This is a genomic window from Microbacterium sp. zg.Y1084, assembly GCF_024623595.1.
Taxonomy (GTDB): domain Bacteria; phylum Actinomycetota; class Actinomycetes; order Actinomycetales; family Microbacteriaceae; genus Microbacterium; species Microbacterium wangruii.
The window spans coordinates 206,279-231,672 of record NZ_JANJGV010000010.1 but is presented as its reverse complement, the minus strand read 5'-3'; the positions used below and the strand labels follow the sequence as shown (position 1 = coordinate 231,672).

The following is a 25,394-nucleotide window of genomic DNA, read 5'->3' as shown; positions in this document are numbered from 1 at the left end:
CCATGGACTTCAAGAAGATCACCCGCAACCCGCTGATCTACGTTCTGCTCATCGGCGTGCTGCTGCTGGTCGGGTTCTCCCTCATCTCCGGCCTCGGCGGCGCGAAGCAGATCACCACCCAGGAGGGTCTGGAGCTGCTGCGCGGCGACACCGTCGTCGAGGCGCTCAACACCGATGGTGACCAGCGCGTCGACCTGAAGCTGTCGAAGCCGTACGAGGATGCCACCGACGTGCAGTTCTACTACGTCGAGGCCCGCGCCGACGAGGTCGTCAGTGCGATCGACGCGGCCGAGCCCAAAGACGGCTTCGACGACGCGGTGCCCCGCGCCACCTGGTTCGACGGCTTCATCTCGCTCTTCCTGCCGATCCTGCTGCTGGGCCTGCTGTTCTGGTTCCTGCTGTCCTCCGCCCAGGGCGGCGGCGGCAAGGTCATGCAGTTCGGCAAGTCGCGGGCGAAGCTCGTGACGAAGGAGACGCCGACCGTCACGTTCCAGGACGTCGCCGGTGCCGACGAGGCCCTCGAGGAACTCCACGAGATCAAGGACTTCCTGAAGGACCCCGCCCGCTTCCAGGCGGTGGGCGCCCGCATCCCGAAGGGCGTGCTGCTGTACGGCCCTCCCGGAACCGGAAAGACGCTGCTCGCCCGCGCCGTGGCCGGTGAGGCCGGCGTGCCCTTCTACTCGATCTCCGGCTCCGACTTCGTCGAGATGTTCGTCGGCGTCGGCGCCAGCCGCGTGCGCGACCTGTTCAACCAGGCCAAGGAGAACGCGCCGGCCATCATCTTCATCGACGAGATCGACGCCGTCGGCCGCCACCGCGGCGCCGGCCTCGGCGGCGGTCACGACGAGCGCGAGCAGACCCTCAACCAGATGCTGGTCGAGATGGACGGCTTCGACCCGAAGGCCAACGTCATCGTCATCGCGGCCACCAACCGCCCCGACATCCTCGACCCGGCGCTGCTGCGCCCCGGCCGCTTCGACCGCCAGATCGGCGTGGACGCCCCCGACCTCAAGGGCCGCCTCAAGATCCTCGAGGTGCACGGCCGCGGCAAGCCGCTGGCCGACTCCGTCGACCTCGAGGTCGTCGCCCGCAAGACGCCCGGCTTCACCGGCGCCGATCTCGCGAACGTGCTCAACGAGGCGGCGCTGCTGACGGCGCGCTCGCACGCGCAGCTGATCGACATGCGCGCCCTCGACGAGGCCATCGACCGCGTCATCGCCGGCCCGCAGCGCCGCACCCGCGTGATGAAGGACAAGGAGAAGCTCATCACGGCGTACCACGAGGGCGGTCACGCCCTCGCCGCCGCCGCGATGAACCACACCGATCCGGTCACGAAGGTCACGATCCTCCCGCGCGGCAAGGCGCTCGGCTACACGATGGTGCTGCCGTTGGATGACAAGTACTCCGTCACCCGCAACGAGCTGCAGGACCAGCTCACGTACGCGATGGGCGGCCGCGTGGCCGAGGAGATCGTCTTCCACGACCCCACCACGGGCGCCTCGAACGACATCGAGAAGGCCACCGGCATCGCGCGCAAGATGGTCACCGAGTACGGCATGACCGCCGGCATCGGCCCGGTCAAGCTGGGCTCCTCGTCGGGCGAGATGTTCCTCGGCCGCGACATGGGCCACGGGCGCGACTTCTCGGACGCCCTCGCCGAGCGCGTCGACGAGGAGGTGCGCGCGCTCATCGAGCAGGCGCACAACGAGGCCTATCAGGTGCTCAACGAGAACCGCGACGTGCTCGACAAGCTGGCGCTGGCGCTGCTGGAGAAGGAGACGCTCGACCACATCGAGCTCGCCGAGATCTTCAAGGACGTCAAGCACCTGCCGCCGCGCCCGCAGTGGCTCTCGAGCAGCGACCGCCCGGTCTCGACGCTGCCGCCCATCGACGTGCCCCGTCGCCGGGAGGATGCCGGACTGGCCGCGTCCGTCGAGGCCGACGAGGCCGTCGAGAAGGCCACGCGCCGCCACCCCGCCGGGCAGGCGCGCCCCGCGACCGCATAGGCTCGGAGCGTGTCCGTCGATCGTGAGCGCATCTCGGTCCTCGTGCGTCAGCTGCTCGAGGCGATCGGTGAGGACCCCGACCGTCCCGGCCTGCGGCTGACGCCGCAGCGGGTGGCCGATGCGTATGCGGAGTTCTTCGCCGGCGTCGGCGCTGACCCCGGCGAGCCGCTCGCCCACACGATCAGCGTCTCCCGCGGCCCCGCGCCCGACACGCTGCCCTCCGGCGCGGTGATGCTGCGCGACATCCGGTTTCGCTCCATGTGCGAGCACCACCTGCTGCCCTTCGCGGGGCACGCGCACATCGCCTACCTGCCCGGCGAGCAGGTCGTCGGCCTCGGCGCGCTGCCGCGGGTCGTCGACATCCTCGCCGCTCGGCCGCAGGTGCAGGAGCGACTGGGGGAGCAGATCGCCGACACCATCGCCGGCGCCATCGACACCCGAGGGGTGGTGGTCGTGCTCGATGCGACGCACCAGTGCGTCACGATGCGCGGCGGTCGTCAGCCCGATGCCTCCACCGTGACCGTCGCCGCCCGCGGCGAGCTGGCCGAGCCTGCCGCGCGCGCGGAGATCATGACGCTGCTGGCGGGAGGCGCACGATGACGCTCGTCATGGGGATCGTCAATGTCACCCCCGACTCCTTCAGCGACGGCGGTCGGTACGCCGACGCGGATGCCGCGATCGCCCACGGGCTGAGCCTGCTGGCCGCCGGCGCCGACATCCTCGACGTGGGCGGAGAGTCCACCCGTCCGGGATCCGAGCGCGTGGCATCCGCCGTCGAACGCGCCCGCGTGCTGCCGGTGGTCGCCGCCCTGGCGGAGACGGGAGCCGTGGTCAGCATCGACACGATGAACGCCGACACCGCCGCGGCGGCCGTCGCGGCGGGCGCGCGGATCGTCAACGACGTCTCGGGTGGCCTCGCCGATGACGGCATGCTCGCTGCGGTCGCAGCGGCGGGAGCGGACTTCGCCATCGGCCACTGGCGCGGCCACGCCACCGACATGTACGCCGGCGCGGTCTACGACGACCTCGTCGCCGACGTCGTCACCGAGCTCGGTGCACGCGTCGCGGCGGCGGAGGAGGCCGGCATCCGCCGGGAGCGCCTCATCGTCGACCCGGGGCTCGGCTTCGCCAAGCGCGGCGAGCAGAACTGGACCGTGCTCGGGCACCTGCCCCAGCTGGCCGCCCTCGACCTGCGCGTGCTCGTGGGCGCGAGCCGCAAAGGATTCCTCGCCGCGGCGCTGCCCGAGCCCGAGGCCGACGAGCGCCGCCGCGACCTCGCCACCGCCGTGACGAGCGTGCTGGCCGCGCAGGCCGGCGCCTGGGCGGTGCGCGTGCATGATGCCGCCGCGACCCGCGACGCACTGGCCGTCGCAGCAGCCTGGCAGAACGGAGCGGCCGCGTGAGCGACCTGGATGAAATCGCCGTCACCGGCATCCGCGCATTCGGGCGTCACGGGGTGTACCCCGAGGAGCGCCGCGACGGGCAGGAGTTCGTCGCCGATGTGGTGCTGTTCCTCTCCCTGGCGGCCGCGGCCCGCAGCGACGACGTCGCCGACACGGTGCACTACGGCGAGCTGGCCGAGGAGATCGCCGCGATCCTCGCCGGCGACCCCGTCGACCTGCTCGAGACCCTGGCCTCCCGCATCGCCGACACGGTGCTCGCCCGCGACCTCGTGCAGCGGGTGCGAGTCACCGTGCACAAGCCGGCCGCGCCCATCCCGGTGCCTTTTGGCGACGTCAGCGTCACTGTGACCCGAGGGCGGATGCCATGAGCCGCCGACTCGCGCAGGGCTTCCGCTCCGAGCACGACCGCGTGGACGCGCCGCCGGTGCGCGCCGTCGTCGCGCTGGGGGCGAACCTCGGAGACCGGGAGGCGACGCTGACCGAGGCGCTGCGCAGCCTCGCGCGGCTGCCGCTGACCACAGACGTCGTCGCCTCGGAGCCGATCGAGACGATCGCGCTCACCCCCGACGGCCCCGACCCCGACGCGCCGGCCTACCTCAACGCGGTGGCGGTGCTGCAGACCCGGCTGGCTCCGAGCGTGCTGCTGGGTTTCCTGCACGCCATCGAGGCCGACCACGGCCGTGCTGTCCGCGTGCCGGGCGCCGCCCGTTGGCAGGACCGCACCCTCGACCTCGACCTCATCGCCTACGGCGACGTGCGCAGCGACGATCCCGCGCTGCTGCTGCCGCACCCCCGGGCCGCGGAGCGCGACTTCGTGCTGCGGCCGTGGCTGAGCGTCGACCCCGACGCGGTGCTCCCCGGCCGCGGCCGCGTCGACGAGCTTCTGCGCGCCCTGCAGACCGACGGGGGGCGATCGTGAAGCGCACCGGCGCCGCCGTACTCGCCGTCGCCGGGGTGCTCGGCCTCGGCGCCGGCTTCATCGTCGACCAGGCGCTCACCGCCGCCGGGCGACCGACGTTCACCCCGTCGCTCATGCTGCCCGTCCTGCTCGTGGCGCTGGGGGCGATCCTCATCGTGCTGGCCCTGCCGATCTCACGGGCCACCCGCGGGGTCGCCTCTCCCGAGGCGCCGCCGGTCAACCCCTTCCAGGCGCTGCGCATCGCCATGCTCGCGAAGGCGTCGAGCATCCTCGGCGCCGCCGTTGCGGGCTTCGCGGTCGGCATGGGGGCCTTCGTCGCAACGCGCCCGTCGGATCCGTCGCTAGGCTCGTTGAGCACTCTCGTGGCGGCAGCCGTCGGCGGGGCGATCCTGGTGGCGGCAGGGCTCGTCGCCGAACAGCTCTGCACCATCCGGAAGGACGACGATGACGAACCCCCAGCCCCCGGGCCGGACACCACTCCCTCCCACCACTGACCCCGCCGAAGTCGAGCCGGCTGCAACGACCCGCATCGACGACGCCCTCGACAGCGGCACCTACGACCGCCTCGTCGAGCCGCGCGGCGAGGGGCGGCTGGCGCTCGAGCAGGGGGTGTGGCATCAGATCTCGCGCCGCTATCTCTCGGTGCAGCTGATCAGCTACGGCGTCGCCCTCGTCCTGCTGATCGCCGCGACGCTCGTGCTCACTCTGCTGCTCGACCAGCTCTGGGCGCTCATCCCCGCCGCGATCGCCGCCGTCGTGATCATCTGGCCGATGGCGATCCTGCCGCGGCAGGTGCGCGCCATCGGCTACCAGTTGCGCGACGACGACCTCGTGTTCCGCCGCGGCATCCTCTGGCAGCGCATCGTCGCCGTCCCGTACGGCCGCATGCAGCTGGTCGACATCACCCACGGGCCGCTCGACCGCGGCTTCGGCATCGCGCAGCTGAAGTTCGTCACCGCCGCCGCCACGACCGGCGTGACCATCCCCGGACTGTCGCAGCAGGCAGCCGACGCGCTGCGCGACCACCTCATCGCGGTCGCCGAGAGCCGGCGCACAGGCCTGTGACGGATGCCGCGATGACCGACCAGCCCACGGCCGCGACCCCGCCCGTGCCGGGTGGGGTGCCGGGTGCGCCCGCGGGCACCGCCCCGCTCACCACGACGGCCACCACCGCCGACGGCCTGCCCGTGCCGCCGCCTGCTCTCGTGCGCTCGCCCCTCAGCGACGGCGAATGGCATCGCCTGCATCCGCTGACCCCGCTGCTGCGCGGCGGACTGGCGCTGATCGTCATCGCCGGTGTGGTCATCGCGAACCTGCGCGACCGCCTGATCGGGCTGTTCGTGCCCGGTCTGTCGGGTGGGCGGGCCGACGCCGAGGACTGGGAGGAATGGCAGGGCGGCGGCGATCCGATCGACTTCGTGCTCGCCAACAACCTCCTCCTCGTCGCGCTGGCCGTCGTGGCGGGGGTCGTCCTGCTGCTGATCGCGGGCTTCTACCTGTCATGGCGTTTCCACACCTTCCGCATCACCGGCGACGACGTCGAAGTGCGCAGCGGCATCCTGTTCCGCACGCAGCGGCGTGCGCCGCTGGACCGGGTGCAGGGCGTCAACCTGACGCGGCCGATGATCGCGCGGCTGCTGGGCATGGCCAAGCTCGAGGTGGTCGGCGCCGGCACCGACTCGAACGTCAAGCTCGAGTACCTGTCGACGGCGAACGCCGAGGCCGTGCGTGCCGACATCCTGCGCCTCGCATCGGGCCAGCGGCTGGGCGCCGCGGCGGTCGCGCGCGGGGGAGGGTCGCTCGCGCAGACCGTGAACCGCGGTCTCACCGGCATCATCGAGGGTGACGATCAGCAGGCCGAGGCACCCGAGTCGGTCGTGCACATCCCGGTCGGCCGCCTGGTGGCATCCCAGGTCGTGAGCCCGAGCAGCGTCATGCTGATCGTCGGCGTGATCGCCATCATCGTCGCCTCGATCGTGGGGACGCCCTGGCTGCTGTTCACGTTCGTGCCCGCGCTGATCGGTTTCGGCGCCTACTGGGTGCGGCAGATCGTGCGGTCGCTGCGCTACTCGATCGCGCCCACCCGCGACGGCGTGCGCATCACGTTCGGGCTGCTCACGACCATCACCGAGATCATCCCTCCGGGGCGCGTGCACGCCCTCGAGGTGAGCCAGTCGGTGCTGTGGCGCGGGTTCGGCTGGTGGACGATCAAGATCAACCGCCTCACCGGGCGCAGTGCGATGGAAAGCGGTGCCGACCAGTTCACGACGGTGCTGCCGGTGGGCACGTATGCCGACGTGCAGCGGGTGCTGCAGCTGCTCGCACCGGCCACCTCCGCCGAGGAGCTTCCCACGCTGCTGCAGCAGGGCATCGCCGGGCCCGACGGCGATGACCCGTTCACGACGACGCCGCACCGCGCCCGCATCATCCGTCTGCTGTCGTGGCGTCGCAACGGATTCCTCCTCACGGACGAGCTGCTGCTCATGCGCCGTGGACTCATCTGGCGCAAGCTGGCGATCCTGCCCCTCGCGCGCCTGCAGAGCTTCGGGGTGTACCAGGGGCCGATCGACCGCATGCTGCGTGTCGCCTCGGTGCGCGGGCACATCGTGACCGGGCCGATCTACGCGAACGTGGCCGCGATCGACAGGGGCGACGCCATCGCGCTGCTGGAGGCGGTCGAGGATGCCGCAGTGCGCGCCGCCGCCGCCGACCGTTCGCACCGCTGGGCGGGCGAGAGCGCGGAGTGGGGCGTCGCTGAGCCGGGCGCGGGTGAGCGCGGCGCGGTCGCCGCCGCGAACGCCGCGGTCGCCGCCGCGAACGCCGCGGTCGCCGCCGAGCACAACCCGCACGGTGCGTTCGCTTCCGGGCCCACCGCTGTTGTTGCGCCGGATCCCGGCGAGCCCGCGGCTGCTGAGCCGGATGTGAACGTCGTCGCGCCGGTGCGGTCGCGGTTGCGCGCCGTCGGCGTCCCCGTGCCCGAGCAGCCGCCCATGCGGCCGCCGGTGTCGGAGAGCCCGCCCGCTCAGCCGCCGGCACCCTCCCGTGCCGTGGATCCGCACGACGGAGCCCCGTCCGCGGGCGACCCGGAGGCGGAGCACGCCGGTGGGGTGGACTTCGACGAGCCGCGCCGGTGGCGTCTGCCCGATGCGCACAAGCCGGAGGACCCGCGATGAACCGTGGCGCCGCACGCCTGGGCGTCGGCATCATCGGCGCCGGCAGGGTGGGCCCGGTGATCGGCGCTGCACTGGCCGGGGCCGGTCATGCCCTGGTCGGCATCACCTCGGGCTCCGACCCCGACCGCGTGGAGGCGATCCTCCCGGGAGTCCCGGTGCTCGACGCCGTGGAGATCGCACGACGCAGCGAGCTGGTGGTCATCGCCGTGCCTTCCGCCGAGCTCCCCGGTCTGGTCAGCGGGCTGGCCGAGGTGGGTGCGTGGCAGCCGGGGCAGCTGGTGCTGCACACCGACCCCGCCTACGGCGTGCAGGTGCTGGCGCCTGCGGCCGCGCGGGGCGCCATCCCCCTCGCCCTGCATCCCGCGATCACGTTCACCGGCACGACGATCGACCTGCGGCAGCTGGTCGACGCACACGCCGCGGTTGCGGCGCCGGCGGCGGTGCTGCCGATCGCGCAGGCCCTCGCCGTCGAGCTCGGCTGCGAGCCGGTCGTGGTCTCGGAGGAGGAACGGCCGGCGTACGCGGAGGCGATCGCGACGGCGACCGAGTTCTCGCAGTCGATCGTCGCTCAGGCCACGGCGCTGCTGGCGCAGGCGGGCATCGAGAACCCGGGCAGCTACCTGTCGACGCTCGTGCACTCCACGATCGACCGGGCGCTGACTGAGACCGGCGGCGGTCCCGCAGAGGAGTGACCACCCCGGCGGGCGCACACAGCCCCGCCGGTAGACTGGGGCCTGACTTTTCCGAGGAGCCCCTGTGACTGATCAGCCCCCTTCCGCGCCGTCCGAGCCTGCCTCCGAAGAGGATGTGTTCGAGCAGAAGGCCGTGCGACTCGCCAAGCGTGAGCGGCTGATCGCCGAGCGTGCGGATGCCGCCGGCGGCGCCTACCCGGTGGCGGTGCCCGTCACCGACACCATTCCCGCGCTGCGCGAGCGGTTCGCAGACCTCGAGGCGGGCGCGGAGACCGGCGTCACCGCGGGCGTTGCCGGCCGCGTCGTGTTCAGCCGCAACACCGGCAAGCTGTGCTTCGCGTCGCTGCAGTCCGGCGACGGCAGCCGCATCCAGGCGATGGTGTCCCTCGCCGAGGTGGGCGAGGAGTCGCTGCAGGCGTGGAAGGACCTCGTCGACCTCGGCGACCACGTCTTCGTCAGCGGGCAGGTCATCTCCAGCCGCCGCGGCGAGCTGTCGATCATGGTGCGGGAGTGGTCGATCGCCTCGAAGGCGCTGCTGCCGCTGCCGAACCTGTACACCGAGCTCAGCGAGGAGAGCCGTGTGCGCTCCCGCTACCTCGACCTCATCTCGCGGGCGCAGGCGCGGGAGACCGTCCTCGCCCGGGCCGCCGTCAACGCGAGCCTGCGACAGACGTTCGCCGCGCACGGGTTCGTCGAGGTCGAGACGCCCATGCTGCAGGTGCAGCACGGCGGTGCCGCCGCCCGCCCGTTCGTGACGCACTCCAACGCCTTCGACACGGAGCTGTACCTGCGCATCGCGCCGGAGCTGTTCCTCAAGCGCGCCGTCGTCGGCGGCATCGACCGGGTGTTCGAGATCAACCGCAACTTCCGCAACGAGGGCGCCGACTCCACCCACAGCCCCGAGTTCGCGATGCTCGAGGCCTACCAGGCATACAGCGACTACAACGGCATCGCCGACCTCACCCAGGAGCTGGTGCAGAACGCGGCGATCGCCGTCGCCGGATCCACCACGGTGACGTGGGCGGACGGCACCGAGTACGACCTGGGCGGCGAATGGGACCGCATCTCGATGTACGACTCGCTGTCTGCGGCATCCGGTCGCGCCATCACCCCCCAGACCTCGCTCGACGAGCTCACCGCGCTCGCCGCTGAGGTGGGGATCGAGGTTCCCGCGAAGATCGCGACGCCCGGCAAGTTCGTCGAGGAGCTCTGGGAGCACTTCGTCAAGGGCGACCTGACCCGTCCGACCTTCGTCATGGACTTCCCCCTCGACACCAGCCCGCTGGTGCGTGAGCACCGCTCGATCCCCGGAGTCGTGGAGAAGTGGGACCTTTACATCCGCGGCTTCGAGCTCGCGACGGGCTACTCGGAGCTCGTCGACCCCGTCATCCAACGGGAGCGCTTCGTCGAGCAGGCCAAGCTCGCCGCGCAGGGCGACGATGAGGCCATGCGCGTGGACGAGGAGTTCCTGCGCGCGCTCGAGCACGCCATGCCGCCCACCGGTGGCATGGGCATGGGCATCGACCGCCTCATGATGGCGATCACCGGTCTCGGCATCCGCGAGACCATCCTGTTCCCGCTCGTCAAGTAGCGCCCGCGGGGCAGGGTGCCGAGGGCTGCGTGCCCCGTTGCGGTCGCGCATTCGGTCGCGCGCCGGGCGCCGTTTCGTCATGGGCGGCGGAACGGGATGCGAGTCGTGCGCCTATCGGATTCACTTGATTACGTGAGGGTTGTTTCGACCGTCGATGACCGCATCCGTCTGCGTGCTGATCCACCGCGCAAGCCGGAACGACGACAAGCGTGAGCTGGAGCGACCCCCCGCATCGTCCAACAGCGAGATGGCTTGCTCCGGTGGTCAAGCTGACGGATTCGGGACAGACACCCACCCCTGCCGCCCCGGCCGGCGTGCGGAATCCCGTGGCGATCGGCGCGCCGCTGCAATCTCCCGGGGTCGGCGCTGCTCAGGAGCGGCCGGTGCGCGCGGGCATTCGTGGGCTGAGAGCCGCCCCTGCCCGAGCCTGAGGCTGGCTTCAACACCTCGACTCAGTTCCCAATTCGTGAACTGGGTCGTACCAATTGTTTCCATAAAATTACGTTTTTCTGGCGTCGCGCTATTCTCTGCCACGATGATTTCCTCACTGGACCGTACCACTGGAGGTAAAATGCGTAGGAAAGCGATGGCGATCGGCGCAATGATCGCGTCGACCGTACTGCTGGCAGGTTGCTCGGCAGGATCGAGTGGATCCGGCGGAGACCAGGGCTCCGGCGAAGGCACCGTGAAGCTCGTGTCTTGGCCGGGACCTGAGGGCGAGGCGATGATCAAGGTCGTCGACGCCTACAACGCTGAACAGGGCAAGGAAGACGGTGTCAACGTTGAGCTGACGATGCTCTCGCGCCAGGACACGTTCTCGAAGGAATCCGCCCTGATGGCGTCGAAGTCCTCCGATGTCGACATTTACTTCACGGCGTCGTACAACATCGGGCAATTCGCACCATCGTTGGATCCGCTTACCGATATCGACACCTCGTCGTACTTCCCGGTCGCCGCCGAGGGACTCACCTACGAAGGCGAGCTCTACGCGCTGCCGCTGGATGTAAGCAACCACTTCCTGCTCTACCGGAAGGACCTGACCGACGCACTGCTGGTCGACCCGACGGCGCAGGCCGCCTACGAACGCATCAGTGAGTCGGTACTCGGCGAGTCGCGCGCGCCCAAGGACCCGAACGAGTGGGACCTGGACGACTTCAAGGTCGCCGCGGCCTACTTCTCACAGAGCGAGAACCCCAGCTCGCCGACCAAGTACGGCACTGTCATCCAGGCGAAGAACCTGCTCTACAACACGATGATCTGGAACGACGTGCTGTGGGGCTATGGCGGTAATTGGGTAGACGACGGCCAGGCGGCGCTAACGAGCGACGCGGCGAAGAAGGCTGTTCAGCTGTACTCCGACATCTACACCAACGGGTGGACCTCGCCGGACAGCTCCCAGGCGGAGTTCCCTGAGACGCAGGCTGCGCTGCAGTCGGGCAACACCGCGTTTGCGATTCAGTGGTCGGCCGCGTTTGCTTCGCTCAACGACCCTGCCCAGTCGCCCGATGTGGCGGGGAAGATCGCGATCGCCCCGGTTCCGGGCGGCAAGACCCACGTGCACGCTCTCGCCGTCTCGCTCAACAAGTACAGCGAGAACAAGGCGGCGGCGAAAAAGTTCCTGTCGTTCCTGGCGACTGAGGACGCGATGACGCAGTACGCACAGGCGGGTGGTATCCCGGCCGTACCCGCTGTGCTGGAGGCGAACGGGGACCTCAACCCGGCGTTCACTCTTGTCTCCGAAACGATCACCGAGAACGGGTACTCGGTGCCGGTGTTCCCTCAGACGTTCCAGGGGTACAGCAAGATCGCAGAGGACCTCAGCGGTGCCTGGGTGGGACAGGTCGACATCGATAGCGCATTGGAGACCGCCAACGCGAACCTGCAAGAACTGCTCGGCTAACTGAGCGAACTCCTGAGGGGCGGGCACTTGTCTAACCCGCCCCTCAGTCTTCCCCCTGCATAGAAGGTCGACCAAAGATGTCTCACACCGTCGAACGCGCTAAGTCGATCGCCGCGGAGCGCCGAAAGCGCACCACCGCGGCTGCGATTCTCAGCTTGCCGCTAATTCTGTTCGCCGCAGTTTTCGTGATCTACCCGCTCGCATCGGGCGCGCTCACCGCCTTCCAGAGCAGCACCTTGCTGAATCAGACCAACGAACTGAACGGCATCGCCAACTTCATCTCCTTGTTCCGCAGCGGCGGCTTCGCGAAAGCCGCTGGCTTCACTATCGGCTTTTCCGCCGTTGTCGTGGCGATCGAGATGGTGCTCGGCTTCGGGCTTGCCCTCCTGATGAACCGCGTGTTCCCGGGCAAGAAGCTAGTCTTCACACTCCTTCTGTTGCCGATCATGGTCGCCCCGGCGCTGCTGGGGGTGATGTTCCGACTGCTGCTCAACGGAGACATCGGCGCCCTCCCCGCACTCTTGGAGAGCTTTGGGCTGAACGTCTCGCTGTTCTCGCCTGACTCCATCGTTCCGCTGCTCGTCGTCTTGGACGTACTGCAGTGGACACCGTTCACGTTCCTGATCATCTACGCGGGTTTGCAATCCTTTCCCAAAGAGCTTCTTGAGGCGTCATCGATGGACGGCGCAGGCTACTTTCGGTCGTTGACTTCCGTGGTGATCCCCGTGCTCAAGCCGGTGCTGTTCGCCGCGTTCTTCCTTCGCGCGATCGATGCCATCCGCACATTCGACGTGATCTACGTGCTCACCGCCGGAGGCCCGGGAACGAGCACCACCACTCTCAGCATCTACATCTACAAGACCGCGTTCGAGTCCGGTGATTTCGGAAAGGCAGCCGCCGCCGCACTGGTCGTCCTGGTGGTCCTGATCCCGTTCGTTCCGCTCATCGTGCGACGCATCTCCTCGACCGGAATGGAGGCCAAGAAGTGACTACTGTGGCCCAGAACTCAACGCAGGCAATCGTCCCTGGCTTGTCTTCCCGCAAGACAACTCGCCGCCCGAGGCTCTGGCTGTTCACGAGCATTGCGGGCGCCATCGCCTTCATCGTGAACGTCCCCCTCCTGAACGCCGCACTGGTCAGCTTCAAGCCAGACGGGGAGATCGCAAGAAACCCCATGGGTCTGCCCGCCTCGCCGACCCTCGATCACTACGCCAACGTGTTGTACGCGTCGGGATACGACTTCCCGCGGTTCTTCCTTAACTCGGCGATGATCGCGGTCGGGACCGTCTTGCTCGTGCTGATAATCGCGATCCCCGCCACTTACGCAATCGTGCGATTGAAATTCGGTGGGCGATGGATCATCAGCAGCGCCTCCGGCCTTCGGTTGCTGCCGGCCATCTTCTTTGTCGTGCCGTTCTTCATCCTGTTCTCGACGCTGGGCCTGGCAGACACCATCCTGGGCCTGATCGCGGCGAACACGTTCCTGAACCTGCCGCTGGCAATCATCCTGCTTTCCGCCGCTTTGGGCGACATACCGCAGGAGATCGAGGAAGCGGCCGCCGTGGACGGTGCCAGCATCTACCGCACGCTTGGATCCATCGTTCTGCCGCTCCTCGCACCCACCATGGTTGCCGTGGCGGTGCTTGTATTCATCTTCAGCTGGAACGACTACTTGTTCGCGCTGGTCCTGTCTACCTCCCGGGCCACCCCTGTCACGCTCGGCGCCGCGAACTTCATCACCAGTACCGGTATTCGGTGGGGGGACATCTCCGCTGCATCGGTGTTGTCGACCTTGCCGCCATTGCTGTTCGCGATCTTCGCCCAGCGGTACCTTGTCAGCGGCCTGTCCGCCGGCGCGGTCAAGGGATGACGACGACAGGCACGGAAGGACACGATCATGGCGCACAAGTACGAACAGGTCGCAGCAAGCATCCGCGACTCTATCGCCCAGTCGCTCGCCCCCCACGACGCATTGGAGTCCGAGCGTGAGTTGATGGCCATCCACGGAGTGAGTCGCATGACTATCCGCAAGGCCATTTCTGTGCTCGTCGACGAGGGCCGGGTCTACAACATCCGCGGCTCCGGCACCTACGTCGGGTCGGCGGATATCTTCTCGAAGACACCGAAGCTGACTTCCTTCACTGAGGACATGATCAGCCGGGGTGCGACGCCCTCATCGCGGGTGCTGGAGGTTGCTCGCATAGCCGCCCCCGATCACGTCTCGACCGCCCTCGGGCTGCCGGCCTCTAGTGAGGTGACCCTGATTCGACGACTGAGGCTCGCAGACGGCACCCCAATCGCTCTCGAAGATGTCTACCTACCTACCTCGGTCCTGGAAACCGAGTCTCTGAACCTCGGCGAGTCGCTGTACGAGCAACTCCGCCTTGCGGGCTACGAAGTGTTCCGCGCCGAGCAGGAAATCAAGGCCATCGCGCTGTCCAGCTCGGACAGCGAATTGCTGGATGTCTCCACAGGCTCCGCGGCCCTCTCGGTCACCCGGGTCAGCTCGTCTCGCAAAGGCCAACTGATCGAGTTCGCCCGTACCACCTACCGTGCGGATAGGTACACCTTCCAACTGGCCGTCACTCGGGACGATAAATGACGTTCCATCAACTCGACGAGAGAAAGACTTCTATGCTCCACACTTTGAGGGGCCGCCTCATCGTCTCGTGCCAGGCGTACCCCGGCGAACCGCTGCGGGATCCCGACGCCATGGCCCGCATCGCGCAGTCTGCCGTCATTGGTGGGGCAGCTGCCATCCGTGCGCAGGGTTTGGGCGACATCCGCGCGATCGCGCGGAGCGTCACCGTGCCGCAGATCGGCCTTTGGAAAGTCGGCGCGGAAGGCGTGTTCATCACACCCACCCTCGATCACGCAGTCGCGGTCGCCGGCGCCGGCGCACACATCGTCGCCATCGACGGCACCCGCCGGGAACGTCCGGACGGGCTTTCCCTGGCGCAGACCATCCGTGAGCTAAAACGGCGCGCCGACGTCCTCGTCATGGCCGACGCCGGAAGCGCTGATGACGGGCTCGCTGCCGAGGATGCTGGTGCCGACATCGTTGGTACCACCCTCGCCGGCTACACCGGAGAACGGCCGCGGACGACAGGACCGGACCTTGAGCTCGTGAACACTCTGGCTGCACGCCTAAGCGTCCCGCTGTTCGCGGAAGGACGCATCCACACACCGAACGACGCCCGCGCAGCCCTCGCCGCCGGCGCCTACTCCGTGGTCGTGGGAACAGCAATCACGCACCCCGCCTCGATCACCTCCTGGTACGTCGAGGCCCTCGCCGAAGAGCGGACCGTCCTCGCGGAAAGCCACCGCCAAGACTGAGCGCGGCGCCCCTATCCCATCGGACATGTGCGTGGCGGACGGTCTTGCGACGCTCACAACAGAGAAAGTGATCCACTGTGGTCGACCTTGCTATCGACATCGGACAAACCCAGGCCCGCATACGAGCCGTTCACGCAGAACGCTCTGATGTCGAGTTCGAAGTGGACGGCTTCGCCTACGGGTCTGACCCGCTCGAGACCATTGCCCGGATCGTGGAGGAGTCCGCCGACCGGCTCGGGTTCGACACCATCGACGCCGTCGCGGTTGGAAGTACCGGACTCTACGGACACGTGCCCCCCACAGACAATCTTCTTGCCCGACTTCATCGTGCCGTCGGAACCACGTCCGTGGTGGTCGCCGATGATGCCGTCACTGCCTACCTTGGAGCGCGCGGAGACCAGGACGGCGTCGTCGTTGCAGCTGGCACCGGGATGGTCGGCCTTGCACACGGGCCCGCCGGCGCCGCCCGTGTTGACGGGGTCGGTGGAATGATCGGCGATGAGGGATCGGGGTGGTGGATCGGGCGGCAGGGTCTTATAGCGGCTATCAGCGCCGCGGACGGCCGTTCGAACGCCTCACCCGCGCTGCTGAATCGCTTGGAAGCGCGTTTCGGGGCTGTAGATGCCTTTCCCGCGCTGCTCGCCGCCGAGCCCGCCCCCGTGGCTGTCGTCGCTTCGTTCGCGAAAGACGTCGCCGACATCGCCCGCGAAGGTGACGCCGTCGCCGCTCACATCTGGCGGCAAGCAGGCGAGCACATCGGCGGCGTGATAGCCGCAGCAGCATCGCGAGCAGGACTCGGTGGCAAGGTGCCATGGGTTTTGATCGGACGTCTAGCCGGCGGTGATGATCTCCTTCAGCCCGGTATAGACGCCCAGTTAGGCGTCCTTCTCCCGCAAAGCACACGCGTCGCGCCGGATCGTGGGCCCCTTGATGGTGTCGTCCGGCTGCTCACCATAGACCCGGCCGGGTACGCGCCCATGGTCCGCGACAGTCGCATCAACTGATCGCGACGCAGACGGGGCACGCTCCCATCGACGCGCCGCGTGAGGCTACGACGCCGGGAGATTTTCCAGGCAATCAGAGTAACGATCGCGGATGCGCGCGCCGTCCCGTCATGGGCGGCGGAACGCCCAGTCGGGCAGATGCCCGGCGTTGACGAAGGTCAGCACGATCTCAGCGAGACCATGCGTCGGCTCGATGTCGAGGGCGAGCAGCGCATACCGCTCCGCGTGCGTCGATCGGCCCAGTGCCCACGACAGCCATGCACAGGTCGCCAGCGCTCCGGGACGGAACGGCTCGGGTGCGAGGGCGGCGACGTCGCGCGTGAGCGTCAGCGCGCGCGTCAGTCGCTCGGGGTCGGGGCGTGGACCGTCGCCCCACATCGTCCTCGCCAGGTCGAGGGGGTAGTCCTCGCCCTCCTCCCACCGCTGCTGCGATTGCAAGGCCCGGTGGCCCCGGCGCGCGTCGGCACTCCACTGGACGATCGCCACATCGCGCAGCGCCGGGCGGGACAGGCACCACACCAGCAGCGCGGCCAGGAACGGTGACGCGGTCGGGGCATCGGTGGCGAGAGCCTGCTCGAACACGTCGACGATGTCATCGAGCCGCTCCGCCACCGCCAAGGCCTCCGGGTGGATGCGCGGTCGGTTCCGGCCCGTGCCGCGCGGTGCGCCGACCGGGACGCGCAGGCCGTCGAGCGCCGCGAGCAGTGCGGGCAGTGCGTCACCGACGGCCGCGACACGGGCGGCATCCACCACGGGCAGCTCGGCGCCCGACGCCTGATCGCCGGCAGCCGGGGGATCCGACACTTGCACGGGTGTCAGCGCACCGAGTGGGCGCCCGCCGGGCGGGCAGTCCGAATCGAGGTGCGAACCCCAGCCGTCGCTGCCGACGCTCAGGGCATCGGTGACCCGCACGCCGCAGGCGTCGGCGCCCCGGCGCAGCGCAGCGACGAGCTCGGCACCGGGGAGGCCGTCGGCGCACGCATCATCGGAGAAGATCGCCGCCGCGAACGCGTCGGCGTCGGGTATGCGGCAGATCATGCCCAGGCACGTGCCGGCGAACGCGTCGAGGTCGGTGTCGTCGCGGGGCAGATCCAGACGGAGGCCGCCGATGCTGCGCACCCCGTGGAAGGGGACCAGCACGAGGCTCCGTCGCGGGGTGAAGCCGAGCATCGCGGGGATGAGGGAGAGGAAGTGCGCGGCATCCGCCGCCTTCACGATCGTGGTCATGCCGACAGCGTGGCGACTCGGGCGCGCCGGCGTTGCGCCCGCACGACCCCCGTTGTGGACGGATGCCGAAAGTCGCCCCCGGTGCAGAGAGCGCCGCCTCCCGACGCCGGGGGCGGACCGGCCGCACCGGCGCGCCGCGTACGATGGAGGGCATGGACACTGTGTGGGCTGGCGTGTTGTGGGCCCTGCTCCCCACTCTGGTGGTTTCGGGCCTCTTCTGGTTCGTGCTGCGCTCGATCATGCGCATGGACCGCACCGAGCGTCGCGTCCACGCCCGCATCGAGGCGGAGGAGCGCGCCAAGCGCGGGCTGCCGCCGGTGTCCGAAGCGCCGGAGGCTGCACGCCGCGCACGATGACCGTAGCCCCCGATACGCTGACCTCAGAGCATCGGGGGAGTAAGTGATCAGCATCACCGTCGACTGGACGTGGTGGGTCATCCTCGTGTTCATCACGGACCTCGTGGTCCGTGTCACCGCCATCATCGTGGTGCCGCGCAACCGTCGTCCCACCGCGGCGATGGCCTGGCTCCTGGCGATCTACTTCATCCCGCTGGTCGGAGTCTTCCTCTTCCTGCTCATCGGCAACCCCCGGCTGCCTCGCAAGCGGCGGCGCAAGCAGGATCAGATCAACGAGTACATCCACGAGACCAGCGAGCACCTCGACTTCGGCACGCTGCGGCCCCATGCGCCGGAGTGGTTCACCGCGACCGTTGCGCTCAACCGCGCCCTCGGAGCGCTGCCGCTGGCCGGCGACAATGCCGCCCACCTCATCGCGGACTATGAGGCGTCGCTCGCCGCGCAGGCGAAGGCGATCCGCGCGGCGCGGCACTACGTGCACGTCGAGTTCTACATCCTGCAGTCCGATCCCACCACCGACGACTTCTTCCGCGCGCTTGAAGAGGCGCGCGCACGGGGCGTCGTCGTCCGCGTGCTGATGGACCACTGGGCCAACCGCGGCAAGCCGTACTACAAGCAGACGCTGCGCCGGCTCACCGACATGGGGGCGCTGTGGCAGCTGATGCTGCCGGTGCAGCCCCTCAAGGGCAAGTACCAGCGCCCCGATCTGCGCAATCACCGCAAGCTGCTCGTCGTCGACGGAGTGGTGGCGTTCGTCGGCTCGCAGAACATCACCGACTCCACCTACAACCTCAAGCGCAACCTCCGCCGCGGCCTGCACTGGGTCGACCTGATGGTGCGGGTGGAGGGGCCGGTCGTGGCATCCGTCAACGCCGTCTTCCTCTCGGACTGGTACAGCGAGACCGACGAGACACTGACCGACGAGATCGACCTGTTCGACGTCACCGCCGGCCCGGGCGACCTGGACTGCCAGATCGTGCCGTCCGGCCCGGGGTTCGAGTTCGAGAACAACCTCAAGCTGTTCCTGAGCCTGATGTACGCCGCCCAGCGCAAGCTCATCATCGTGAGCCCGTACTTCGTGCCCGACGAATCGATGCTGCTGGCCATCTCGACCGCCTGCCAGCGCGGGGTCGACGTGCAGCTGTTCGTCTCGGAGGAGGGTGATCAGGCGCTCGTCTACCATGCCCAGCGCAGCTATTACGAGGCCCTCCTGCGTGCCGGCGTGCGCATCTGGATGTACCGCAAGCCCTACATCCTGCACGCGAAGTCGATGACCGTCGACGACGAGGTCGCCGTGATCGGCTCCAGCAACATGGACATGCGCTCGTTCGGTCTGAACCTCGAGATCTCGATGATGGTGCGCGGCGAGGAGTTCGTGCGGGAGATGCGCGACGTGGAGCAGGGCTATCGGGATCTCAGCCGCGAACTCACCCTCGAGGAATGGGAGCAGCAGCCGCTGCGCTCCACGGTGCTCGACAACCTGGCGCGACTGACCTCGGCACTGCAATGAGTGTTATCTCCCCGTGACCGCACGTGCGGGCAACGTCGAGCGGAACACGCCAGGATAGGGCCATGACCCTGCGACTGAGTCCCGTGCTCGCCGGTGCCGGCCTCGCCGTGCTGCTGGCGGGCGTCCTGTCCGCCTGTGCCACCGCCGACCCGGCATCCCCCGCATCGCCGGGCTCGCCGGGCACCGCGGCCCCGGGTGACGTGATCGAGACTGACGTGGATGCCACCTGGCTCGACGGCGGGCGCATGATCGGCATCGTGACCCAGGGATCGTCGACGTGCGTGCCGATGGCGGATGCCGCGACGGTCACGTCCGACGGAGTGCTGGAGGTCACCCTCGTCGACCCCGCCGGCGACACCCCCTGCACCGCCGACATGAGCCCGCGGGTGACGGTCGTCGGCGTGCCGGAAGGCGTCGACCCGTCGCAGGACCTCGAGATCCTCGTCACCGGCGACGACTACGGCGCCGACCTGGAGCTCGACGGCATCCCGGGCCTCGCCGCGCCCGCCGGGCAGACCGACTACGCGCCCAGCGCCGGATGGGTCGATGACGGCGCCTTCGTGGTGCTCACGTGGGGCTCCTCGTCGTGCGCGCCGGTGATCGAGTCGGTCGAGGCGACGGCGGCGGATGCCGTGACGGTCACGTTCGCCGAACCCGAGGCGGATCGCATGTGCACGATGGACATCGCCCCGCGGGCGGCCCTCGCGTACCTCGACGGCGGCACCGAGGTCGATGACGACGCGGAGGTCACCCTGACGCTGACCGGCGGCGGGCCGGAGTTCGCGGAGCCGGTGACCACGACGATCCTGCGCTGACCCGCGGCGCGCCGCGCCGGCCGCGCCGGCCGCGCCGCGCCGCGCCAGCGCTGCGCCGCGCCGGCGCTGCTCGAGTGTCGCGAATGGTGGGTGAGGCGGGCCCTCGCCGTGCGGACGCGACACCGGAGCGGCGCCGGGCCCGCGGTCACGAACGCCGTGGTGGCCCCGCGGCCGCGCTGCTCGAGTGTCGAGGATGGCGGGTGCTGTGGGCTTGCACCGTGCGGACGCGACACCGGAGCGGCGCCGGGCCGTCGTTTCCCGCGGCCGCGCTGCTCGAGTGTCGAGGATGGCGGGCGCCCCGGGCTCCGACCGTGCGGACGCGACACCGGAGCGGCCCCGGGCCCGCCGGGCGGCGACGCGCGGCGACTCCTCCACAGGCAGGGGACGCCCGGCATCCGTCCCCATATGGCGGCCCTGCTCCGCGCCGGGCGCCCGGCGGATGCCAGGTTGTGCACATGCTCCGTCGTCCGCTCCCCGCATTCCTGCTGCCGGCGTTCACGACGGCGGATGCCACGGCGGCCGGTGTCGGACGCTCGCGGCTCCGCGCGGCAGATCTCGAGCATCCCTTCCACGCCGTCTACGTCGTGCGTGATGGGCGGCCGCCGGTGCTGCGGCCCGAGGACGAGATCATGGATCGCGCCGCTATCGCGCACCTGCGACTCAGCGACGGAACGTTCTTCTCGCACCTGACGGCCGCTGTCCTGTGGGGCGTGCCGCTTCCTCCCGGCATCCTTCTCGCGCACGACGAACTCGACGTAGCGGTGCTGCATCCGCGACGTCCGGCTCGGGCTCGCGGGCTCCGAGGTCATCGCGTGCAGCCGGAACACGTGCGGCTGACCATCCATCCCGAGCACGGCCTTCCGGTGCCGACGCCGGCCAGCACCTGGGCGATGCTCGGCAGCGTGCTGCGGCATCCTTACGATCTCGTCGCGGTCGCCGACGCTCTGGTGAGCGACCGGCGGTACGACGCCGCACGGCCCCTCGCCACGCGCGCGCAACTCGAGGCCGCCGTCTTCACGAAGCGCCGCGTCGGGGTGCGCGCGCTGCGGGAGGCGCTGGTGCAGGTGCGGCCGCGCGTCGCGTCCCGCACCGAGACCTGGACGCGGCTCGTCATCGTGGATGCCGGCCTGCCGGAACCGCTCATCAACCACTCTGTGGTCGATGGGGCCGGTCGGTTCATCGCGTGCGTGGATCTGGCCTATCCGCAGTGGAAGGTCGCGGTCGAGTACGAGGGCGCGCACCACCTCTTCGATGCCACGCAGTGGGCGAGCGACATCCGGCGCTACGAGCAGCTCGCCGCTGAAGGGTGGCGTGTCATCCGCGTCACCAGCGACGAGCTGTTCCTGCACCCGGAGCGCCTCGCGCTCCGCGTGCGCCGCGCGATCCGCGCCGCCGCCTGAGCCCGGTGCGCCCCGCCCGGCGCCGCTCCGGTGTCGCATGTGGTGGGGCGGTCGCGTGCGTTGACCGTGCGGACGTGACACTCGAACCGCGCTATGCGCGCGCCCGGCCGCCGCCCGCCCGCCGCGTGGCCGCCGCGCGCCGGCGCTGCTCCGGTGTCGAATCTGGCGGGTGGAGCCGAGCGGGACTGTGCGGAAGCGACACTTGAGCAGCCCACGGGCCCCGACCGCGAGCCCCCGACCCCCCGCGGGCCGCGCCCGCGCGAGCCCCGAGCGCCCGCGCGAGCCCCGAGCGCCTGCGCCAGCCCCCGGCCCCCGCAACCGCCCGCGGCTAGCGCGGGTCGGCGCGCACGAGCAGGTCGCCGACCTCGCAGTCCAGCGCGCGGCACACCGCCGACAGCGTCGAGTACCGGATCGCCCGCGCGCGGTCGTTCTTCAGCACCGACAGGTTCACCACCGACACCCCCACGAGCTCCGACAGCCGTGCGAGCGTCATCCCGCGCTCGGCGAGCAGCTCGTCCAGCCGGCAGTGGATGCCGGTGGGGCCGTCGCCCTCGGCGGGGGTCATACCAGGCCCTCGGTCTCGCGCTGCAGCCGGGCGCCCACGGTGAACACGGTGGAGGCGAGCGCCGCGATGAAGCCGAGCATCAGCAGCGACGACACGTCCACAGACATGAGCACGTTGTCGAACGTCCCGTCCGACAGTGCGGCGAACGCGCCGTTGGCGGCCATGTTCCCGAAGAACGGGTAGGCGGCCGCGCCCAGCAGCGCGGTGAGTCCCGCGGTGGTCACGAGTCGGGTGTTCGTGCGGCTGAACACCCGGTCGCGCAGCACGCTGCGGGACAGGAGCAGCAGGCACGTGAGCACGATGACGACAGTGGCGACCATGAGCACCTGCTGGATGACGATCGACCAGAGGGATGCCACGGGGAGGTCCGCGACCGTCAGCACGGCCGTCTCCAGCGCGACGGTGACGCCTGCCCCGTCCACGCCGATCGGGGCGAGCGCCGGCGTGCCGACGAACTCCGCGAGCACCTCGACGCTGTCGGCGGTGAGCACATCCACGATGCGCACGACGGCGGACACGATCGCGCCGACCGCCAGCCCCGCTCCCGCGATCATCATGAACATCAGCGCGAACCTGTCGCCGCTCGACAGGGTGCGCTCGGGTGCCGTCATCTGCGACATGCTTCCTCCATAACGAAGATCGTTAATATCGATAGCCGTTATGTTATCGATTCTCGATATGTGCGTCAAGCGGCGGCGGGGCGGCGGCGGAGCGGTGGCGAAGCGGCGGCGGGGCGGCGGCGAAGCGGTGGCGGGGCGGATGCCGCGCAGCCGCCCCGCCGCCCTCACGGCATCCGTCCGAGTGGCCGTCTCGCCGCCCGCGCGGCATCCGCCCGTGGCGAACACGGGCATACCGGCCCTCCCCGGTCGTTACCCTTTTTTGTAAGCGCCAGAACTGTGCGCTTGGAGGAGTCGACGATGTTCGAGAGATTCACGGACCGTGCCCGTCGTGTGGTTGTGCTCGCCCAAGAAGAGGCGAAGATGCTCAACCACAACTACATCGGTACCGAGCACATCCTGCTCGGCCTCATCCACGAGGGCGAGGGTGTCGCCGCCAAGGCGCTGGAGTCGCTCGGTATCTCGCTCGACGCGGTGCGCGAGCAGGTGCAGGACATCATCGGGCAGGGCCAGCAGCAGCCGACGGGACACATCCCGTTCACGCCGCGTGCCAAGAAGGTGCTCGAGCTGTCGCTGCGCGAGGCCCTGCAGCTGGGCCACAACTACATCGGCACCGAGCACATCCTGCTCGGCCTCATCCGCGAGGGTGAGGGCGTGGCCGCGCAGGTGCTGGTCAAGCTCGGCGCCGACCTGAACAAGGTGCGCCAGCAGGTCATCCAGCTGCTCAGCGGCTACCAGGGCAAGGAACCCGCCGGCGTCGCCGCCGGCCCCGGCGAGCAGAACGCGCCCGCCCAGGGTGGATCGGCGGTGCTCGACCAGTTCGGGCGCAACCTCACCCAGGCCGCCCGCGACAACAAGCTCGACCCTGTCATCGGGCGCGAGAAGGAGATCGAGCGGGTCATGCAGATCCTCTCCCGCCGGTCGAAGAACAACCCCGTTCTCATCGGTGAGCCCGGCGTCGGCAAGACCGCCGTCGTGGAGGGCCTCGCACAGGCGATCGTCAAGAACGAGGTGCCCGAGACCCTGAAGGACAAGCAGGTCTACTCGCTGGACCTCGGGTCGCTCATCGCCGGGTCCCGCTACCGCGGTGACTTCGAGGAGCGCCTGAAGAAGGTCACCAAGGAGATCCGCACCCGCGGCGACATCATCGTGTTCATCGACGAGATCCACACCCTCGTCGGTGCCGGTGCAGCCGAGGGCGCGATCGATGCGGCATCCATTCTGAAGCCCCTGCTCGCCCGCGGTGAGCTGCAGACCATCGGCGCGACCACGCTCGACGAGTACCGCAAGCACTTCGAGAAGGATGCCGCGCTGGAGCGCCGCTTCCAGCCGATCCAGGTCGCTGAGCCGAGCCTGCCCCACGCGATCAACATCCTGAAGGGGCTGCGCGACCGCTACGAGGCGCACCACAAGGTGCAGATCACCGACGGCGCGATCGTCGCGGCGGCCAACCTCGCCGACCGTTACGTCAGCGACCGGTTCCTCCCCGACAAGGCCATCGACCTGATCGACGAGGCCGGCGCCCGCCTGCGTCTGTCGATCCTGTCGAGCCCGCCGGAGCTGCGCGAGTTCGACGACAAGATCGCCAAGGTCCGCGAGGACAAGGAGCGCGCCAGCGAGGACCAGGACTTCGAGAAGGCCGCAGCTCTGCGCGACGAGGAGAAGTCCCTGCTCGCCGAGCGTCTGCGCCTGGAGAAGCAGTGGCGCTCGGGTGACGTCGCCAGCCACGCGGTGGTCGACGAGGGCCTGATCGCCGAGGTGCTCGCGCAGGCCACCGGCATCCCGGTGTTCAAGCTGACCGAGGAGGAGTCCAGCCGGCTCGTCTTCATGGAGAAGGCGCTGCACCAGCGCGTCATCGGTCAGGACGAGGCGATCGCGGCGCTGTCGCGCACGATCCGTCGTCAGCGCGCCGGCCTGAAGGACCCCAAGCGTCCCTCCGGCTCGTTCATCTTCGCCGGCCCCACGGGCGTCGGAAAGACCGAGCTGGCCAAGGCGCTGGCGGAGTTCCTCTTCGACGACGAGGGCGCCCTGATCTCGCTCGACATGAGCGAGTTCGGCGAGAAGCACACCGTCTCGCGCCTGTTCGGAGCCCCTCCCGGCTTCGTCGGGTTCGAAGAGGGCGGCCAGCTGACCGAGAAGGTGCGGCGCAAGCCGTTCTCGGTCGTGCTCTTCGACGAGATCGAGAAGGCGCACCCCGACATCTTCAACTCGCTGCTGCAGATCCTGGAGGAGGGACGCCTGACCGACGGTCAGGGTCGTGTCATCGACTTCAAGAACACCGTGATCATCATGACGACGAACCTCGGTTCGTCGGCGATCGCAGGCGGCCCGGTCGGCTTCCAGGTCGAGGGCAACGCCCAGACCTCGTACGACCGCATGAAGGGCAAGGTCGACGAGGAGCTGAAGCGTCACTTCAAGCCCGAGTTCCTCAACCGCCTCGACGACATCATCGTGTTCCCGCAGCTGAACAAGGACGAGCTTCGCCAGATCGTCGGCCTGTTCACCAAGCGGCTGGCCGAGCGCCTGCTCGACCGTGACATGACGGTGGAGCTGTCGCCCGAGGCGACCGACCGGCTCATCGAGATCGGCTTCGACCCGACCCTCGGTGCCCGGCCGCTGCGCCGCGCCATGCAGCGCGAGATCGAGGACCAGCTCAGCGAGCGCATCCTGCACGGTCAGCTGAACGCGGGCGACCACGTGAAGGTCGGTTCCGACGCCAACGGATTCACCTTCGAGAGCGCCCCGCGCGGCGAGAAGGTGGCCATCGGAGTGGGCACCGCCGGCGAGATCTCGGCGACGCCCGACATGATCGCCGGCGCGGAGTAACCACCGCACCACGAGATCGACACGAGAGCGGATGCCACCCGGCATCCGCTCTCG

General features: G+C 69.3%; 24 protein-coding genes. 21 read left to right on the top strand and 3 right to left on the bottom strand.

The window, feature by feature from the left end:
• Positions 1 to 2: 2 nt before the first annotated feature.
• The 16 genes from ftsH (at position 3) to NQ165_RS12780 (ending at position 16,024) form a co-directional block, all read left to right on the top strand.
• Complete coding sequence (gene ftsH, locus NQ165_RS12855) at positions 3 to 2,006, top strand: ATP-dependent zinc metalloprotease FtsH (protein WP_257533765.1); 2,004 nt, start codon at positions 3 to 5, stop codon at positions 2,004 to 2,006.
• Positions 2,007 to 2,015: 9 nt separating this feature from the next.
• Entirely contained in the window at positions 2,016 to 2,606 is a 591-nt protein-coding gene (gene folE / locus NQ165_RS12850; RefSeq protein WP_257533763.1) for a GTP cyclohydrolase I, read from the top strand.
• The gene (gene folP / locus NQ165_RS12845) at positions 2,603 to 3,409 is read left to right on the top strand and encodes a dihydropteroate synthase (protein ID WP_257533762.1); all 807 of its coding nucleotides are present in this window, start codon (positions 2,603 to 2,605) and stop codon (positions 3,407 to 3,409) included. The genes folE and folP overlap by 4 nt, the downstream gene beginning before the upstream one ends.
• A complete protein-coding gene (gene folB / locus NQ165_RS12840; protein WP_257533760.1) occupies positions 3,406 to 3,777 on the top strand; it encodes a dihydroneopterin aldolase in 372 nt (123 codons plus the stop codon). Before folP ends, folB begins: the two co-directional genes overlap by 4 nt.
• Positions 3,774 to 4,328 carry a 2-amino-4-hydroxy-6-hydroxymethyldihydropteridine diphosphokinase gene (gene folK, locus NQ165_RS12835; protein WP_257533759.1) on the top strand — a complete coding sequence of 185 codons (555 nt, stop codon included), beginning with the start codon at positions 3,774 to 3,776 and terminating at the stop codon, positions 4,326 to 4,328. Before folB ends, folK begins: the two co-directional genes overlap by 4 nt.
• Positions 4,325 to 4,822: a DUF3180 domain-containing protein gene (locus NQ165_RS12830; RefSeq protein WP_257533758.1), complete on the top strand. Its 498-nt coding sequence runs from the start codon at positions 4,325 to 4,327 to the stop codon at positions 4,820 to 4,822. The genes folK and NQ165_RS12830 overlap by 4 nt, the downstream gene beginning before the upstream one ends.
• Positions 4,773 to 5,393 (top strand): PH domain-containing protein, encoded by a 621-nt coding sequence (locus tag NQ165_RS12825; protein WP_257533757.1) that lies wholly within the window; start codon positions 4,773 to 4,775, stop codon positions 5,391 to 5,393. Before NQ165_RS12830 ends, NQ165_RS12825 begins: the two co-directional genes overlap by 50 nt.
• An 11-nt stretch (positions 5,394 to 5,404) precedes the next feature.
• Positions 5,405 to 7,501 carry a PH domain-containing protein gene (locus tag NQ165_RS12820; RefSeq protein ID WP_257533756.1) on the top strand — a complete coding sequence of 699 codons (2,097 nt, stop codon included), beginning with the start codon at positions 5,405 to 5,407 and terminating at the stop codon, positions 7,499 to 7,501.
• Positions 7,498 to 8,193, top strand: coding sequence for a DUF2520 domain-containing protein (locus NQ165_RS12815; RefSeq protein WP_257533755.1), 696 nt, complete (start codon positions 7,498 to 7,500; stop codon positions 8,191 to 8,193). Before NQ165_RS12820 ends, NQ165_RS12815 begins: the two co-directional genes overlap by 4 nt.
• A 64-nt stretch (positions 8,194 to 8,257) precedes the next feature.
• Positions 8,258 to 9,784, top strand: a complete 1,527-nt coding sequence (gene lysS, locus NQ165_RS12810; protein ID WP_257533754.1) for a lysine--tRNA ligase — start codon at positions 8,258 to 8,260, stop codon at positions 9,782 to 9,784.
• 586 nt (positions 9,785 to 10,370) lie between these two features.
• A complete protein-coding gene (locus NQ165_RS12805) occupies positions 10,371 to 11,684 on the top strand; it encodes an extracellular solute-binding protein (protein ID WP_257533753.1) in 1,314 nt (437 codons plus the stop codon).
• A gap of 77 nt (positions 11,685 to 11,761) precedes the next feature.
• Entirely contained in the window at positions 11,762 to 12,673 is a 912-nt protein-coding gene (locus NQ165_RS12800) for a carbohydrate ABC transporter permease (RefSeq protein ID WP_257533752.1), read from the top strand.
• 5 nt (positions 12,674 to 12,678) lie between these two features.
• Positions 12,679 to 13,554, top strand: coding sequence for a carbohydrate ABC transporter permease (locus NQ165_RS12795; protein ID WP_257533751.1), 876 nt, complete (start codon positions 12,679 to 12,681; stop codon positions 13,552 to 13,554).
• 27 nt (positions 13,555 to 13,581) lie between these two features.
• Positions 13,582 to 14,286 carry a GntR family transcriptional regulator gene (locus NQ165_RS12790; RefSeq protein ID WP_257533750.1) on the top strand — a complete coding sequence of 235 codons (705 nt, stop codon included), beginning with the start codon at positions 13,582 to 13,584 and terminating at the stop codon, positions 14,284 to 14,286.
• Entirely contained in the window at positions 14,283 to 15,020 is a 738-nt protein-coding gene (locus tag NQ165_RS12785; protein ID WP_257533749.1) for an N-acetylmannosamine-6-phosphate 2-epimerase, read from the top strand. The genes NQ165_RS12790 and NQ165_RS12785 overlap by 4 nt, the downstream gene beginning before the upstream one ends.
• Positions 15,021 to 15,097: 77 nt before the next feature.
• On the top strand, positions 15,098 to 16,024 hold the full coding sequence (locus NQ165_RS12780) for a BadF/BadG/BcrA/BcrD ATPase family protein (RefSeq protein WP_257533748.1): 927 nt from the start codon (positions 15,098 to 15,100) through the stop codon (positions 16,022 to 16,024).
• Positions 16,025 to 16,132: 108 nt separating this feature from the next.
• On the opposite strand, the gene NQ165_RS12775 is transcribed toward NQ165_RS12780, so the two are convergent.
• On the bottom strand, positions 16,133 to 17,251 hold the full coding sequence (locus tag NQ165_RS12775) for a DUF4192 domain-containing protein (protein WP_257533747.1): 1,119 nt from the start codon (positions 17,249 to 17,251) through the stop codon (positions 16,133 to 16,135).
• A 152-nt stretch (positions 17,252 to 17,403) separates the two neighbouring features.
• On the opposite strand from NQ165_RS12775, the gene NQ165_RS12770 reads away from it, so the two are divergent.
• The 4 genes from NQ165_RS12770 to NQ165_RS12755 all read left to right on the top strand — a co-directional run bounded on the left by NQ165_RS12770 (position 17,404) and on the right by NQ165_RS12755 (position 21,332).
• On the top strand, positions 17,404 to 17,607 hold the full coding sequence (locus NQ165_RS12770) for a hypothetical protein (protein ID WP_257533746.1): 204 nt from the start codon (positions 17,404 to 17,406) through the stop codon (positions 17,605 to 17,607).
• A gap of 43 nt (positions 17,608 to 17,650) precedes the next feature.
• A complete protein-coding gene (gene cls, locus NQ165_RS12765) occupies positions 17,651 to 19,117 on the top strand; it encodes a cardiolipin synthase (RefSeq protein ID WP_257533745.1) in 1,467 nt (488 codons plus the stop codon).
• 62 nt (positions 19,118 to 19,179) lie between these two features.
• On the top strand, positions 19,180 to 19,932 hold the full coding sequence (locus tag NQ165_RS12760; RefSeq protein ID WP_257533744.1) for a hypothetical protein: 753 nt from the start codon (positions 19,180 to 19,182) through the stop codon (positions 19,930 to 19,932).
• Between the two features lie 455 nt (positions 19,933 to 20,387).
• Positions 20,388 to 21,332: an endonuclease domain-containing protein gene (locus tag NQ165_RS12755; RefSeq protein ID WP_257533743.1), complete on the top strand. Its 945-nt coding sequence runs from the start codon at positions 20,388 to 20,390 to the stop codon at positions 21,330 to 21,332.
• A gap of 328 nt (positions 21,333 to 21,660) precedes the next feature.
• On the opposite strand, the gene NQ165_RS12750 is transcribed toward NQ165_RS12755, so the two are convergent.
• Together NQ165_RS12750 and NQ165_RS12745 are read right to left on the bottom strand one after the other, a co-directional pair.
• Complete coding sequence (locus tag NQ165_RS12750; RefSeq protein ID WP_257533742.1) at positions 21,661 to 21,897, bottom strand: helix-turn-helix transcriptional regulator; 237 nt, start codon at positions 21,895 to 21,897, stop codon at positions 21,661 to 21,663.
• Positions 21,894 to 22,508 (bottom strand): DUF2975 domain-containing protein, encoded by a 615-nt coding sequence (locus tag NQ165_RS12745; RefSeq protein WP_257533741.1) that lies wholly within the window; start codon positions 22,506 to 22,508, stop codon positions 21,894 to 21,896. The genes NQ165_RS12750 and NQ165_RS12745 overlap by 4 nt, the downstream gene beginning before the upstream one ends.
• A 306-nt stretch (positions 22,509 to 22,814) precedes the next feature.
• Here NQ165_RS12745 and NQ165_RS12740 point away from each other — a divergent pair, with 306 nt between their 5' ends.
• Positions 22,815 to 25,340, top strand: coding sequence for an ATP-dependent Clp protease ATP-binding subunit (locus NQ165_RS12740; protein ID WP_257533740.1), 2,526 nt, complete (start codon positions 22,815 to 22,817; stop codon positions 25,338 to 25,340).
• The last annotated feature ends 54 nt before the right edge of the window (positions 25,341 to 25,394 follow it).